14 protein-coding genes are annotated in these 13918 nt (G+C 37.8%); 13 read left to right on the top strand and 1 reads right to left on the bottom strand.

Annotated elements, in window-relative coordinates; translation table 11 throughout:
- Nucleotides 1-81 precede the first annotated feature (81 nt).
- From UE46_RS15960 to UE46_RS15905, 12 genes are all read left to right on the top strand, one after another.
- Nucleotides 82-579: a DUF4352 domain-containing protein gene (locus UE46_RS15960; RefSeq protein WP_233230952.1), complete on the top strand. Its 498-nt coding sequence runs from the start codon at nucleotides 82-84 to the stop codon at nucleotides 577-579.
- Nucleotides 580-607: 28 nt separating this feature from the next.
- Complete coding sequence (locus tag UE46_RS15955) at nucleotides 608-1894, top strand: nucleotide sugar dehydrogenase (protein WP_036061342.1); 1287 nt, start codon at nucleotides 608-610, stop codon at nucleotides 1892-1894.
- 14 nt (nucleotides 1895-1908) lie between these two features.
- The gene (locus UE46_RS15950) at nucleotides 1909-2637 is read left to right on the top strand and encodes a YveK family protein (RefSeq protein ID WP_036061345.1); all 729 of its coding nucleotides are present in this window, start codon (nucleotides 1909-1911) and stop codon (nucleotides 2635-2637) included.
- 24 nt (nucleotides 2638-2661) lie between these two features.
- The gene (locus tag UE46_RS15945) at nucleotides 2662-3321 is read left to right on the top strand and encodes a CpsD/CapB family tyrosine-protein kinase (RefSeq protein WP_036061395.1); all 660 of its coding nucleotides are present in this window, start codon (nucleotides 2662-2664) and stop codon (nucleotides 3319-3321) included.
- Nucleotides 3322-3331: 10 nt separating this feature from the next.
- Nucleotides 3332-3982, top strand: coding sequence for a sugar transferase (locus UE46_RS15940; RefSeq protein WP_118907776.1), 651 nt, complete (start codon nucleotides 3332-3334; stop codon nucleotides 3980-3982).
- Nucleotides 3983-4006: 24 nt separating this feature from the next.
- Nucleotides 4007-4741, top strand: a complete 735-nt coding sequence (locus tag UE46_RS15935) for a WecB/TagA/CpsF family glycosyltransferase (RefSeq protein ID WP_036061346.1) — start codon at nucleotides 4007-4009, stop codon at nucleotides 4739-4741.
- 1 nt (nucleotide 4742) lies between these two features.
- Entirely contained in the window at nucleotides 4743-5255 is a 513-nt protein-coding gene (locus UE46_RS15930) for an acyltransferase (protein ID WP_036061348.1), read from the top strand.
- Nucleotides 5256-5306: 51 nt separating this feature from the next.
- Nucleotides 5307-6383, top strand: coding sequence for a glycosyltransferase family 4 protein (locus tag UE46_RS15925; protein WP_036061349.1), 1077 nt, complete (start codon nucleotides 5307-5309; stop codon nucleotides 6381-6383).
- 71 nt (nucleotides 6384-6454) lie between these two features.
- Nucleotides 6455-8233, top strand: a complete 1779-nt coding sequence (locus UE46_RS15920) for an asparagine synthase-related protein (RefSeq protein ID WP_036061351.1) — start codon at nucleotides 6455-6457, stop codon at nucleotides 8231-8233.
- Between the two features lie 79 nt (nucleotides 8234-8312).
- Nucleotides 8313-9761: a lipopolysaccharide biosynthesis protein gene (locus UE46_RS15915; protein ID WP_036061352.1), complete on the top strand. Its 1449-nt coding sequence runs from the start codon at nucleotides 8313-8315 to the stop codon at nucleotides 9759-9761.
- Nucleotides 9762-10116: 355 nt separating this feature from the next.
- The gene (locus tag UE46_RS15910; protein WP_143812899.1) at nucleotides 10117-11127 is read left to right on the top strand and encodes an O-antigen ligase family protein; all 1011 of its coding nucleotides are present in this window, start codon (nucleotides 10117-10119) and stop codon (nucleotides 11125-11127) included.
- 288 nt (nucleotides 11128-11415) lie between these two features.
- Nucleotides 11416-11976 carry a cyclic nucleotide-binding domain-containing protein gene (locus UE46_RS15905; protein WP_036061354.1) on the top strand — a complete coding sequence of 187 codons (561 nt, stop codon included), beginning with the start codon at nucleotides 11416-11418 and terminating at the stop codon, nucleotides 11974-11976.
- 163 nt (nucleotides 11977-12139) lie between these two features.
- Here the strand turns inward: UE46_RS15905 and UE46_RS15900 are convergent, their stop codons facing one another.
- Nucleotides 12140-13027, bottom strand: a complete 888-nt coding sequence (locus UE46_RS15900; RefSeq protein WP_036061356.1) for an Rgg/GadR/MutR family transcriptional regulator — start codon at nucleotides 13025-13027, stop codon at nucleotides 12140-12142.
- Nucleotides 13028-13373: 346 nt separating this feature from the next.
- Here UE46_RS15900 and UE46_RS15895 point away from each other — a divergent pair, with 346 nt between their 5' ends.
- Entirely contained in the window at nucleotides 13374-13781 is a 408-nt protein-coding gene (locus UE46_RS15895) for a hypothetical protein (protein WP_036061357.1), read from the top strand.
- Nucleotides 13782-13918: the final 137 nt, after the last annotated feature.

Raw genomic sequence — 13918 nt, 5'->3', positions numbered from 1 at the left:
TAGTCATCACACATTTTAAAAATTAACTTTGAAAAAAATAGCAGTTTTATATAAAAATAAGAGAACATAGAGGAGAATCATATGCTGAAAAAAGTTATGTTAATCGCGATGTCAGGCGCTTGTGCCTTATCACTAGTTGCTTGTTCGGCGACACCAACTAAAGAGGAAACACCAAAAACAACACAAGAAGCAAAATCAGAAAAAGAAAAAACGTATCCAGCTAAAACAGTGAACAATATAGAGATGCAAATCAAAGGTATTGAAACAACGGAGAACGGCAAAGGCGACAAAAATATTGTGCAAATAACCATGAGTTTTAAAAATGAGACCGATAGCAAATACGGTGTCGGCGGCAATGACTTTATTTTCAAATCCGGCGATAAAACGTACCAAGTGAAAGCAGATGCCAACAATATCGGAACAGAAATCGCAGCTGACAAAACAGTGAGCGGAGCCATCAATTTTGAATTGCCGAAAGACGTAAAATCTGGTGAGTTTTCGTATCAACCAGTAACATTCGGAAAAGAAAAACCAAAAGTACTCGCAACATGGAAAATTTCGATTCCAAACAATAAGTAAATTTTAAAATCTATGAGGAGATGATTCTGTGAAAATCGCAGTTATTGGGTTAGGCTATATCGGTTTACCAACGGCTATCATGTTTGCTAATCATGGTCAAAATGTGATAGGTATCGATCTGAAAGAAGATGCGGTAAATATGCTTAACGCAGGAAAAATTCACATTGAGGAACCAGGACTTCAGACAGAGCTAACGAAAGCCTTATTATCTGGGAATTTTAAAGCACAGTTAAATCTAGAGGAATCGGATGTTTTCATTATTGCTGTGCCAACGCCGAATAAGGCGGATGCCTATCTATCGTGTGATTTAACACATGTTGTCGACGCGGTCAGCAAAACGATTCCTTATTTAGAAAAAGGAAATGTCATCATATTAGAGTCTACCATCGCACCACGCACGACAGAAGATGTGGTGAAGCCGATGTTGGAAGAAGCAGGATTTGTTGTTGGGCAAGATATCTTTTTAGTCCATTGTCCCGAGCGTGTGCTACCTGGGAAAATTATTCATGAATTAGTGTATAATAACCGGATTATTGGTGGACTTACACCCGCCTGTATTGAAGCAGGAAAACAGGTGTATGGCGTGTTTGTTCAAGGCGAACTCATCGAAGCAACTGCTGGTGCAGCGGAACTGTCGAAGCTGATGGAAAATACGTACCGCGATGTTAATATTGCCCTTGCGAACGAACTTGCGAAAATTGGCGATACGCTGGGTATCAACGCATTAGAAGTCATCGAGATGGCGAACAAACATCCGCGAGTGAACTTACACTCTCCCGGCCCTGGTGTCGGTGGTCATTGCTTAGCAGTGGATCCATACTTTATTGTCGCAGCGACTCCAGAAAATACACCGCTGATTCAACAAGCCCGCGCGATTAACAGCACGATGCCAGACTTTATTGTAGAAAAAGTAAAAACCTTGATGGCAAATATCGATGGCAAAAAAGTAACGGTTTTCGGCACGACCTATAAAGGTGATGTGGATGATATCCGTGAAAGCCCAGCGCTTGAAATTATACAACTCCTAGAAAAAGAAACAGATTTTGAATTATCCATCTTTGATCCGCATGTAAAAGCACCTTGGATTGAGCCTGATTTTGAGAAAGCAGTAGAAAACGCAGATTTAGTATGTGTTTTAACGGATCATAGTGAGTTCAAAACAGTGACAGCAACTCAATTTGAGAGTATGAAACAGCAATATATTTTCGATACAAAAAATGTTATTCCGGAGTTAGAAAAAGTGGCGATTTACAATATGGGAAACTTATATGATATGCGCAAAAGCAGTAAAAAGTTAGTTCCAATAGCGGAATAGGCCAGGAGGAAACAATGGAAGATAGTTTAAATGTAAAGCAAATATGGGATCTTTTGAAAAAGAATAAATGGATCATTTTCATGAGTACATGTGTGTGCGCCTTGTTGATGAGCGGTTATCTGTATTTCTTCTCCACCCCCATCTACCAAAGCGAAACACAAGTTTTAATCAACCAGTCTGTACCCCAGAATACGATCGTCCAGTCACAAGATGTAGAGGCTAATTTGCAGCTGATCAACACATACACATCTATCATCATGAGTCCGCGGATTTTAGCACAAGTATCAGAGAAAATGGATGATGCATATACCACGAAAGAGCTTGAAGAAATGATTAAAGTAAACAGCACCTCGGATTCACAAGTCATCAAAATTAATGTCGAAAGCGCGGATGCCGCAGATGCTGTAAAAATTGCCAACGAAACGGTCTCTATATTGAGTAAAGATGTTCCTAAAATAATGAAAATAGACAATATTTATACGTTATCTGAGGCAACAATGGACGCGGATGCCGTCCCAGTAAAACCGCATAAAACGTTAATGATTACTGTTGCGATCTTGTCAGGGTTGATTTTGGGCGTGGTTATAACGTTCCTTCGTGATCTATTTGACCGCTCCATTAAAACAGCAGAAGATGTGGAAGAAACGCTCGGCCTTCCCGTACTATCGATGATTAGTGAAATAAAAGATGGTGACTTAGTTGAGAAGGTACTAGGAAGAAAACGTAAGAATCGGAAAGGATAATGTTAAGTGAGTAAACAACAGACGATGAAGAGAAAACTAATTACGGCAACGAATCCAAGTTCCCCAATCGCGGAACAATTCAAAACCCTCCGAGCGAGTATCCATTTTTCGTCCGTCGATAAGGAGTACCGATCCATTTTAGTTACATCACCAGAACCAGAAAGCGGTAAATCGACAGTGTCGGCGAATCTAGCAGTTTGTTATGCCAGGCAGGGTAGTAAAACATTACTAATTGATGCAGACATGCGTAAGCCAACTAGTCATCGGACATTTGGAATTCCTTATAATATTGGGCTATCTGATATGCTCACAAATAACGGAGCAGATTTTGGAGATCTATACCACCCAACAGAAATCGAGAATTTAATGATTTTAACAAGTGGAACGATGGTACCGAATCCGAATGAATTACTTGCTTCTAAGAAAATGGAACGTTTAATTAAGCAGTTTACCGAACAATTTGATCAAATTATTATTGATACCCCACCTATTTTAGCTTCATCTGATGCCCTTGTATTAACCCCCTATGTAGAAGGTGCAATTGTTGTACTTCGCAGTGATAAAACGCTCAAAGAAAGTGCAAAAGTAGCCGTCCAGCAACTTCAAAAAACACATGTTTCAATTATCGGTACGGTTTTAAATCGTGTGAAAAACAATGCAAACAACTATTATTACTATCAATAAGGAGACTACAATGGAATCCATGAAAACCGTGGCTGAGTCCACTAAAAAAGCTACTAAACTTTACCCAATTGTAAAACGAGGTATAGATGTCTTAGGCGCAAGCATTGGCTTACTTCTTTTATCCCCTCTGTTTATTGTATTAGCTTGCATCATTAAGTTCAGTGATTTTAGCGCTCCTGTCTTTTTCAAACAAGAACGGATCGGGAAAGATGGGACGCGGTTCATGATGTATAAGTTCCGGACGATGATTCCGAATGCAGAGGCAAAACTTGCGGAGCTACTTCAGTTCAATGAGGTAGAAGGCGCGATGTTTAAGATGAAAGATGATCCACGCATTACGAAATTAGGACGTTTTTTAAGAAAGACAAGTATCGATGAATTGCCACAACTTGTGAATGTACTAAAAGGCGATATGTCACTTGTTGGACCACGACCACCGCTAGAGCGTGAAGTCGCTGAATATTCTGTACGTGACCTTAGAAGACTAACCATCACGCCAGGCTGTACAGGTTTATGGCAAGTAAGTGGCCGAAACGATGTAAGTTTTGCAGAAATGGTCAATTTAGATTTAGAGTATATTCAAAAAGTTAGTTTTTTATTAGATATGCAGATATTACTCAGAACGGTGCGGGTGATTTTTGTCCCGAATAGCGCCTATTAAGTCAGAGGAGAAGTGAAAGATAGGATGACACGTACTTTTTTGTTAGGTAGTTATGTTGATTCGCTTACGATGCAGGAAACGGTGGATCAAGTAGAAAACATTATTCAGATTGGAAAACCAGTGCAGCATGTGGTGATTAATGCGAGTAAAATCAATTTAATGGCAGAGAACGAGGAACTTGCAAACATTGTGAATGACTCGCCGCTTATTAATGCGGATGGGCAGTCGATTGTATGGGCCATGAAGTTCCTCGGTCATGAAATAGAGGAAAGAGTCACTGGTATTGATTTATTTGAAAATTTAGTTAAAAAAAGTGCTGAAAAAGGATATCGTGTATATTACTTTGGCGCGAAGGAGGACGTTGTACAAGAGGTCGTCCGCTTGCACCAAGAGACATATCCGAATCTGAAGATTGCTGGGTATCGGAATGGATATTTTGATGATACTGAATCAGAAGAGATTGCGCTAGATATCAAAAAATCGAAAGCAGATATTGTCTTTGTCGCTTTTTCTAGCCCTAAGAAAGAACAATGGATTCATATGTATAAGGAAACGATGGGCGTCCCCTTTGTGATGGGCGTTGGCGGTAGCTTTGATATCATTGCTGGTGTAACAAAACGTGCACCACGGTGGATGCAGAAGGTTGGACTAGAATGGTTTTATCGGTTTATACAAGAACCTAGGCGGATGTTTAAGCGCTATTTTGTCGGCAATCTAAGCTTTGTATGGAAAGTCATGAAAGAAAGAAGGCGTAAATAAAATGTTGGCTAAACTCACATTCTCAGTACTTAATTTTTTGCCGATGCCGAATCGACTCGCTTTAGGTCGCTGGATCCGTCACATGAAGAATCAGCTAGCACAGTCTTTCTTTGGAAGTTGTGCGAAAAACAGTAATTTACGACCAAAACTGAAACTGCGCCATCCTAAAAATATTCACATTGGGAAACGTTCGTCTATTGGTGACAACGCGCGGATTATCGCGACGGCAACTGTTCATATAGGTGATGATGTCTTGATGGCGCCAGATGTTGTAATCTTAACCGACACGCATTGTGTGAATGGGAAAGAAAAGATACTAGATAGCGGTACAACGAAAAAACCTGTTTTCATTGGTCATGACGTTTGGATCGGTACACGTGTCACCATTTTAGCAGGAGCCGAGATACCAGATGGGTGTGTCGTTGCTGCAGGAGCGGTTGTCCCAGCCAAAAAATACCCACCATATAGTGTCATTGGCGGTGTGCCAGCTAGAGTGATTAAACAAGAGAGGTAAGAATAAATAAGATGGTACGAAATTTGCTTCTCAGAAGAAAGGAATGAAAGGATGAAAATACTTGTTATTGCGAATATGTTTCCATCAAAAGCATATCCCTCATACGGCATTTTTGTAAAAAAGCATGTAGATATACTCGAAAAGGCTGCAAGTAGCTTAGATACAATCACGATGCAAAAAGAGGTGAGTAAAGGGAAAAAACTTTGGCGATATATCCAATTTTACTTCCAAATTTTCTTCACATTGCTGTTTAAAAAATATGACTTAGTATATCTTCATTATGCTTCACATAGCGCTTTGCCGGTTTTAGGGAGTAAATATTTAAAACGCCGTATAAACCTTACCGTTAATCTCCATGGTAGTGACGTCTTTCCAGAAACACCAATTCAAGAGCGGTTGCAAAAATGGGTGGTGCGACTTTTAAAACAAGCGAATCATGTGGTTGTACCGTCGCAATATTTTAAAGAAGTTGTTATCGACCGTTACAACATCCACTCAGAGAATATCTTGATTTCACCATCAGGCGGAGTGAACCGCACGCTCTTTGCACCACAGGAAACGGATAAAAATAGTGATGTGTTTCAAGTTGGTTATGTCGGGCGTATTGATGTGGATAAAGGCTGGGACGATGCCATCCGTGGATTTAACGAATTTAAACTTCAATCTAGTCGACCAGCACAACTTATTATGGTGGGAAATGGGAAGGAAAATAAGCAAAAAGAAGCACTTATTCAAGAACTGGGACTGGAAGAAGATGTACGCTGTTACGATCTATTACCACAAGAAGCCCTTGTTGCCCTATACAATGAAATGGACGTGTTCGTTTTCCCGAGTAGAAGAGAAGGCGAGAGTTTAGGCCTTGTCGGCATTGAAGCTTTGGCTTGCGGCATTCCCGTGATCGGGAGTCAAATTGCAGGTATTAAAGGATATCTAGTCGAGGGAGAGAACGGTTATTTCACAGAAGCTGGGAACCCGTATTCTATCGCCGAAAAATTACTCGAATTTCATGCCAACAGCGAGGAAGAAAAGCAAACATTAAAAAAGAATGCCTTTCATTCCGCGAGTCCTTACGATCAGGTACAGGTAGAAGAAGATATGTTAGGAATATTAGCCACCTTAATAAAATAAGTCAACTGTTACGATATGTTTTGATCAAAGTTAAAGGAATAACTCATCTAAAGGAAAGAGGTCAATGTAGTATGCCAGGTTTTTTTGGATTTATTTCAAGCAAAGAACAAGCACTAGAAAACGATATTGATATATATGATATTATCGAAAAGAATGACAATCTTATGGAAGAAAAAATGGTTGTCAATACGTCTGGATTATATGGTTATTTTTTCCGGAATACCATCAAAAAATTTGAACAAGATAAGGCTTTTTCTGAGACTGAAGAAGCATGTTTTATTATTGAAGGAGTCATTTTAAATAAACTGGATTTGATAGAAAAATACGAAAGCAAAGAACGCAATATTTCTTCTTTGGTGCAAAAAATGGCTCACAATGCTCCAGAAACTTTTTTTAGTGAGTTTAGAGGTCACTTTTCAGGCGTATTTTTAAATAAAGAAACACACATGTTTAATCTGTACACCAATCATGTGGGTGATGAAGAAATTTTCTATTACCTGGATGAAAAGGAAGATGTTTTATATTTTGGTACAGATTTTGATATTTTGATAAAGCTTATTCATAAACAAACAGGAAAGAATTTTAAACTGAAAACAAATGCAGCATACAGTTTGATCACGCATTCTTATACACTATGCAATGACACGCTTTTTGAAGAAGTGCATCGTTTAACACCAGGGCATTACTTGCAATACTCAGCGAGCGGGATCGAAAAGAAATGTTATTTTGAGCTAACAAACGAAACGATTGATATTACGGAAGAAGAAGCTATGGCTAAGATCGATACACTTTTTAGGAATGCCGTGAGACGATCGTTTGAAAAAGATATGGAATATGGATATAAACATTTAGTCGCATTGAGCGGTGGACTTGATTCTAGAATGACTACATGGGTTGCACACGATATGGGTTACACGAATATGTTAAACTATACGTTTTCGCAAACGGATTATATGGATGAGACTATTCCTAAACAAATAGCCAATAAACTGAAAACCGAGTGGATCTTTAAATCATTGGATAACGGTTTATATCTATACAAGTATTTTGAAGAAGCGATACAAATGTCTGGCGGTAGATGTCAAAGTTGTAGTATCACGCCCACACTAGGTATGGCTAATTCCATCGATTTCGATTCTTTCGGAGTTGTTCATACTGGACATCTAGGTGGCGCTATATTAGGAACTTACTATGAAAAAGGCAAGAAACAGGCATTCCATCCCGGATCAGGGGCCAATTCTACACGCTTAATTAATAAAGTCCAGTATACAGAAGAGAATTCCTTCCATTTACAAGATAAGGAAGTATTTAAACTGTATAATAGAGGATTTACAGGAAATCTTATGGGTTTAAAACCGTTTCAAAAATATACAGAGGCAATCTCTCCATATACGGATGTTGAATTCATGTCTTTTTGTCTGACCCTTCCTTTTGAGTATAGAAAGGGACACGGAATTTACATTAAATGGATCAATAAATATTATCCAGAAGCAGCCAATTTTGTGTATGATAAAGTTGGCGGTAAGATAAACCGGAAATTAATTAATGTGAAGGGTGTGTCTATTCCTTGGACAAGTATTCCTTCCGCATTTGTAAAACTAGTGAAGATTAAGATGGGCGTGAAGCTGAATTCGAAAAAACACATGAATCCGATCGGCTATTGGGTGAAAAATAATAAAGATTTAAGTGATTTTTATCAGAATTCCTTTTATAACAATGTAGACTTGATTAAAAATGAAGAACTAAAGAATGATTGTAAAGATGTATTTGAAACAGGGAATGCGATGGAAAAAGATCAAATTATTACTTTTATGGAATTCCTGAGAAGTATGAATGGCTATATGAAATAGTTTGATGATCCTAGTATAATATATGGGTTTAAAAAGGCATCAGGTTAGCGAAGGTTATTACAGAGAGGAACACTAGGATATGAAAAAAAATAACAGTACACTAAATAAGTTTTTATCGATTTCTGTTGGGAGTTGGATAGCGCTTATTATAGGTTTCATTAGTACACCAATTGCAACAAGGTTAATTTCTCCCGATCAATTTGGTAAAGTATCCATGTTTTTACTTGCTGCTGAAATATTGGGAGCTGTAGCCCTACTAGGAGCAGATCAAAGCTTTAATCGTTTTTTCTACGATGAAGAAGAGGATAAGCGTAAATACTTGTTGCGAACTTGCTTGAAGCTCTCCCTAACTGCATTTGCGATTTTGTCTATCTTCGTATTGTTTTTCTATAAAGAAGTGTCTCATTTTATATTCACCTATACGAGCTTCTGGTTGATACTTCTGCTAATCCTCTTTGCATTTCTCCGTATAATCAGTACTTTTGCTTCTGTAGTCATCAGAATGCAGCAAAAAGGAAAGATTTTTTCCTTAAAACTAGTTTTAAGTAAGTCACTCGAATTTGCAGGAATTTTAATGTTTGCTTTTATGATAGGGAACAAATTTGAAGTGATCATCTATGCCTACATCTTCAGTATGGCGGTCGTTTCTATTATTGTGATTGTGATAGAGCGTGATTTTTGGAATTTCTTCAAGAAAGGAACAACCAAAATCAAAAATAATTCGTCGGCGATTCTTAAATACGGCGCTCCTTTGATGATAACCCTATTAATGTCTATGTTATTCGAATCGATAGACCGGATAGCCATCAAGCAATGGGCTGACTTTACCGAAATTGGATTATATTCTGCAGCCTTTAAAATTATAACGATTCTAAATACACTGCAACTTAATTTCACAGCCTTTTGGGTTCCTCTAAGTTATGAAAAGTTTAAAAAGAATCCAAACGATAAACGCTTTTTTAGAGAAATGCAAGTTATTGTAAGTTTTGCGATGTTAATTATCGCGGTTCTTGTTCTAATGTTTAAAGGTACCATTGTGCATCTGTTGGGAGCAGAATATGGTGGAGCGGCGCAAATTATGCCATTTTTGATATTTGTTCCAGTGATGTATACGATATCAGAGGTCACGGTTGTAGGTATTAATTTCTATAAAAAAACGAAGTTACACATCCTTGTTGTAGGTATTGTATGTTTGTTTGGAGTTATTGGCAACGTACTACTCGTTCCACATCTTGGCGCAGTGGGAGCAGCAATATCCACCGGTTTTGCCTATATACTCTTCTTTTCATTACGAACTTATTTAGCATCTAAATACTTTAAAGTAGGTTACAAGTTGTATCAATTATATACGTGTATTACTTTATTAGTAGGATATGCTTTTTATGCCACTTTTAGTGAGAATGAGATCTACACTTTTCTTATAGGCGTATTCTTATTGATTTTGTTTTCATGGATTTATCGTCAAACTGTTAAAAAAATATGGAGAAAAATGGTGCTAATACTAAAATCATTTTCGCGGATAAAATAAATTAGCTAGGATTATCAGTATTACAAAAATGAGGGGATTTATTTTCATAGAGAAAAAATAAAAATGTTAGGATGTAATTATTATTGAAAAGAAACCACTTAATGTATATGTTTTTATAATACTAACTGTAATTTGTCCGATTGTTGATATGGTTAATGGCTTTTTTCTAGCGTCAGGAAGTTCTGTCCCGGTAGGTATTGCTTATCGCTTTGTCTATATTTTATTTATAATAGGGATGATTATTTTTGAGAAGCTACCTAAGAGTTACTTTACCTATCTAACCATCTTTTTCATACTTGGAAATGTATTGTTATTTCTTATGCAAAGCGTGTTTTTGAATAATAGTTTATCCTGGATGATTGCAGATTTATCTGTTTTTGTGAAATACTTTTTATGGGTGCTCATTCCTTATTATGTGTACCAACGAAAAGCTATTTTTAAAACATTTAGATTTGAAAATATCTTTATTACACTAGGTACTTTACTCACGATAGAATTGTTAATACCCTATTTTCTAGGTGTAGGACGTCAAACGTATGCATCAGCTGAGGCAGGATATAAAGGTTTTTTCTTTGAGCAGAACTCCATCTCATTCGCTTTTATTATAACGCTCACTATGACCACATACGTTCTTATCCAAGCCTTACAAAAAAAGTGGGGGAGTAAGGTACTACTGTTATTTCTTCTTTTTGCTGGAAATGTTTTTTGCTTGTTCCTTCTTGCGACGAAAACAGCCGTTGCATACGCTGTTCTAACGGTTATCTATCTGTTAATTAGAATGATCTTCAAAAAACGTTATTATTCTAATATCCAGCGTGTTTTTGTTTGGGTATTTACGGCTTGTGCTGTGGTATGGATTTTCCTAGCTGGTATCCCAATCGCCTCAGAACTCATTTCTGGAACAGTCACAAGGATGGAATACTTCTATAAAGTCTACAATGGTGATTTACTAAGTCTACTTTTCAGCTCTAGAAATGTCTTTTTAGAAGGTGCAAAAAATCTTTTCTTGAATGATCCTCACTTCTCTTTCACCCTTTTTGGTGGGCAAGGATTTGAATATCGTTTGCAGAATTTTGGACGGTTAGGTCTGGTTGAAATGGACTTCTTTGATTTACTATTTGGTGTAGGAATTTTCGGGACAGCACTTTTTATTTTTATGATGGTATATTTTATCGCATGCTCTTTAAAGCGTGGGGGGAAATCTATTTATACGTTTATGCTGATCGTAACGTTAATTTATATATTTTTTGTGGGGCATATCTTGTTTTCGGCCATAGCAACTACTTTTCTAGGATTGATTTGTGCAGGAATTGTGCTAACGTCTGATAAAAAAACAATGGGAGAGAAAACAAATACGGATGCTTGAGAAATAGAAGCTAGTGTTCTACCTCGTAGCGCCTATTATTGATGCGCTGTATTGAGAGCACAAATCCAATCAGAATACGTCTGGTTGAAGCGTCAATGTCACAGAAAAAAGGAGAGCTTGGCCTTGTTGGTATGGAAGCAATGTCTTGTGGCATTCACGTCCGCGATTCCTTATGATCAATAACATGTGAAAAAAAGACATGCTGGATATATTAGAAGTATTAAAGAAATGAATAATTAAAAGGAACTAAGAAAGATAGCAATAGCATAAAAAAAAGAGGGTGAAAAGATGGAGAATAATAATTTTATAGAGCTCCAAAAAGGGGATAAGTTAGCGGGAAACGGGGAATATATCGTCTTGTCTGGATATTTAGCATGCCATATGTCCAATCACTTGCTACGATTTTTAAGAGAAGGCGAACGCGTGATGTTGGACGATCGGCTTTTGCCAAAGGAGTTGGGATATAGCGCGTGCACGGCAGTTAGACTATTAAAATTAGATAGAAGTATGGCCAGTGTATTAACAGAAGGGCGATATCGGGAGTTTGAGAAAGAACTACTGAGCTTAATGGTGGAGCGTATGGATTTGCTGACGTTACAGAAAAAACAGCGATTAGTCAGAACTCTTTTGAAGTTAGGGAAAGAAGTTGGGGTTTTAGAAGGCGAAAATTGCCGTATTCCGAAAGTCTGGAGTCAATTGGAATTGGCAAGCTATATCAATTGCACGAGGGAATATTTGCTCTGTCAAAAGCGGATATTAAAAGAAGAGGGAGTCATATTAGATAGCTATCAATGGGTGTTGATGGATTGGGATAAATGGGTGGGGAAAGAGTTAAGTCACAGTATTTAGTATCCATACCCATACAAAGAGAAAAAACCAACTAATATAGCTGAATCGGCTACTTTATGTTACGATTCCATCAGGGGGAATATGAACATAGAGGGGTGAGGTTGAATGAAGAAGGCAACAGAAAATTGGTGGATTGGTAACTAAATCTAATGAGAGGAGCGACCTAATAAGCCTTAGCTATCAGGTCGCTATTTACTATTTTCAGCCATTCTTCGTTCCAATTGCGATATAGGTTGGTTTCCTCTAGTAAAATAAGAGCAGAAAAGACATGCTGAGCCTGGCGCTGAGCTTTTTCTTTGTAGCCTTTTATGAACATAATTTCGGATTGACGGTACATGGCTGCGAGCTTCATTAGAGGCTCGTGCTGAATTATGGCGAGCTCTAGTGCATCTGACACGTATACATCTGCTTCGATTAGCCGGCCATTCAACTTCAAAAAAGTAGCCATATTAAGTAGTACACTAACTTTGAGCCCATCCCCCAAACCAAAATAACGGTACTTTTCTATCTGAGTGAGTAGTTGTTTTACAATATTTTTAGCCGTATCGACTTCGAAAATGAAGAAAATATGCGATAAAATGTAAATATCGAGTTCTTGCCAATCATCTTGTTTTTCTAATCGTGTCCAAATAAATTGTACAGTCTCTGTTGGCACGGAAAAATTTTGTGATTGTTGAAATGCAGAAATAGCTTGTAGGACGGCTTGGAGTTCTTTAATATCACGATCATTTTGTATCTTTAAAAATGCTGAAATATCCTGATTTAGCTTGGTAAAAGCATCTTGATATGTGGAGTTTCTGAGACGTTTAAAGTCGTAGATGATTCGCTCTTTTTGCGTTAGTTGGAAGTTGTTTTGGATGTAAACGATCTCATTGTATGGGATTCCTAGGCGCTGTGAAACGAGTAAGATGACTTGATAGCTAGGATTCATGTTGTCAGATTCAATTTTTGAGAGTGCAGAGCGAGAGAGGTCTTCTGAGCAGACTTGGTTTTGGGTTAAATTCAAGTTAATACGCAATTCTTTTAATGTTTGTCCAATTGTTTTTTTCACGTCGCTATCCTCCAATGTTCCAATAGTACACAAAATAAGAAAAATCCAAATTTTATGCTATTATGTTTGTAGGAGGTGAAAGGCTAGTATTGACAACGTGTAAATGTAAGCTATTCTCTAGGGATCAGGTGATAAAAGAGGTATTGCCTAGTGTGATTTACATATAAATGGCCCAGAGTTAGGTTGGGGCACGATTGTGAGTCATAGATTGCTGGAAATGCACATTGCAAATCTGGAAGTTAGATATTAATAGAATGTTTTCATTTGTTATGTAGATTAATTATACTAAAATTGGATTAATTTGCAAAGGTTATGAAAGAGAATATTTTTTGGAGAGGGTATTACTATGAACTTGACGGTATTCAGGGAGGTTGATAATGTGGTTGTTTCGTATAAAAAACGGAGAACGTATACCAATAATGGCTCAATAAATCACAAAAGAAGATCGATGAAGGAGGGGAAGCAGCAACGATTTTTAACGTATGGCACTTTTCAGACGTTGGATCGGGTATATATTAAGTTGCATAGCGGGCAGGAATGGATTGTTGATACGACGAGTCTGGGGGCTCGATACGTGGGTTCGGTTGCTATAAACCTCCAAACAAAGCAGCGTTTACCGTTGAAGGATTTATATTATGAAGTGAGAAATATCCGCACATTTGAGCAGCAGGTTATTGCGAAGCGGAAGCATCCAGGGTGTTGTTTGGTTTTTGAACGTGATTTTTGTGAGTATAGTTTGAAGAGGCGTGGTTAATTTCATATGGATGCGGGAGCTTGGACTTTCGCGGCTAACAGGTGGATGGTACTATATTTGTTAGTTGAATCGTTTGGTGGGAGCACGATAAACCACCGTACCCTCAGGTTGATCGTATATGCCGTAAACGATAAGCA

Origin of the sequence: Listeria weihenstephanensis, assembly GCF_003534205.1 — a bacterium.
In the GTDB taxonomy this organism is placed as follows: Bacteria; Bacillota; Bacilli; order Lactobacillales; family Listeriaceae; genus Listeria_A; species Listeria_A weihenstephanensis.
The sequence above is the reverse complement of the archived record's forward strand: the minus strand, read 5'-3'. Positions and strand labels throughout refer to the sequence as shown.

Excerpts from the sequence above, each read along its gene's own strand:
- UE46_RS15960 (WP_233230952.1), top strand. The coding sequence starts at position 82 with ATGCTGAAAAAAGTTATGTTAATCGCGATGTCAGGCGCTTGTGCCTTA.
- UE46_RS15950 (WP_036061345.1), top strand. The coding sequence starts at position 1,909 with ATGGAAGATAGTTTAAATGTAAAGCAAATATGGGATCTTTTGAAAAAG.
- UE46_RS15945 (WP_036061395.1), top strand. The coding sequence starts at position 2,662 with ATGAAGAGAAAACTAATTACGGCAACGAATCCAAGTTCCCCAATCGCG.
- UE46_RS15940 (WP_118907776.1), top strand. The coding sequence starts at position 3,332 with ATGGAATCCATGAAAACCGTGGCTGAGTCCACTAAAAAAGCTACTAAA.
- UE46_RS15935 (WP_036061346.1), top strand. The coding sequence starts at position 4,007 with ATGACACGTACTTTTTTGTTAGGTAGTTATGTTGATTCGCTTACGATG.
- UE46_RS15930 (WP_036061348.1), top strand. The coding sequence starts at position 4,743 with ATGTTGGCTAAACTCACATTCTCAGTACTTAATTTTTTGCCGATGCCG.
- UE46_RS15925 (WP_036061349.1), top strand. The coding sequence starts at position 5,307 with ATGAAAATACTTGTTATTGCGAATATGTTTCCATCAAAAGCATATCCC.
- UE46_RS15920 (WP_036061351.1), top strand. The coding sequence starts at position 6,455 with ATGCCAGGTTTTTTTGGATTTATTTCAAGCAAAGAACAAGCACTAGAA.
- UE46_RS15915 (WP_036061352.1), top strand. The coding sequence starts at position 8,313 with ATGAAAAAAAATAACAGTACACTAAATAAGTTTTTATCGATTTCTGTT.
- UE46_RS15910 (WP_143812899.1), top strand. The coding sequence starts at position 10,117 with ATGATTGCAGATTTATCTGTTTTTGTGAAATACTTTTTATGGGTGCTC.
- UE46_RS15905 (WP_036061354.1), top strand. The coding sequence starts at position 11,416 with ATGGAGAATAATAATTTTATAGAGCTCCAAAAAGGGGATAAGTTAGCG.
- UE46_RS15895 (WP_036061357.1), top strand. The coding sequence starts at position 13,374 with ATGAACTTGACGGTATTCAGGGAGGTTGATAATGTGGTTGTTTCGTAT.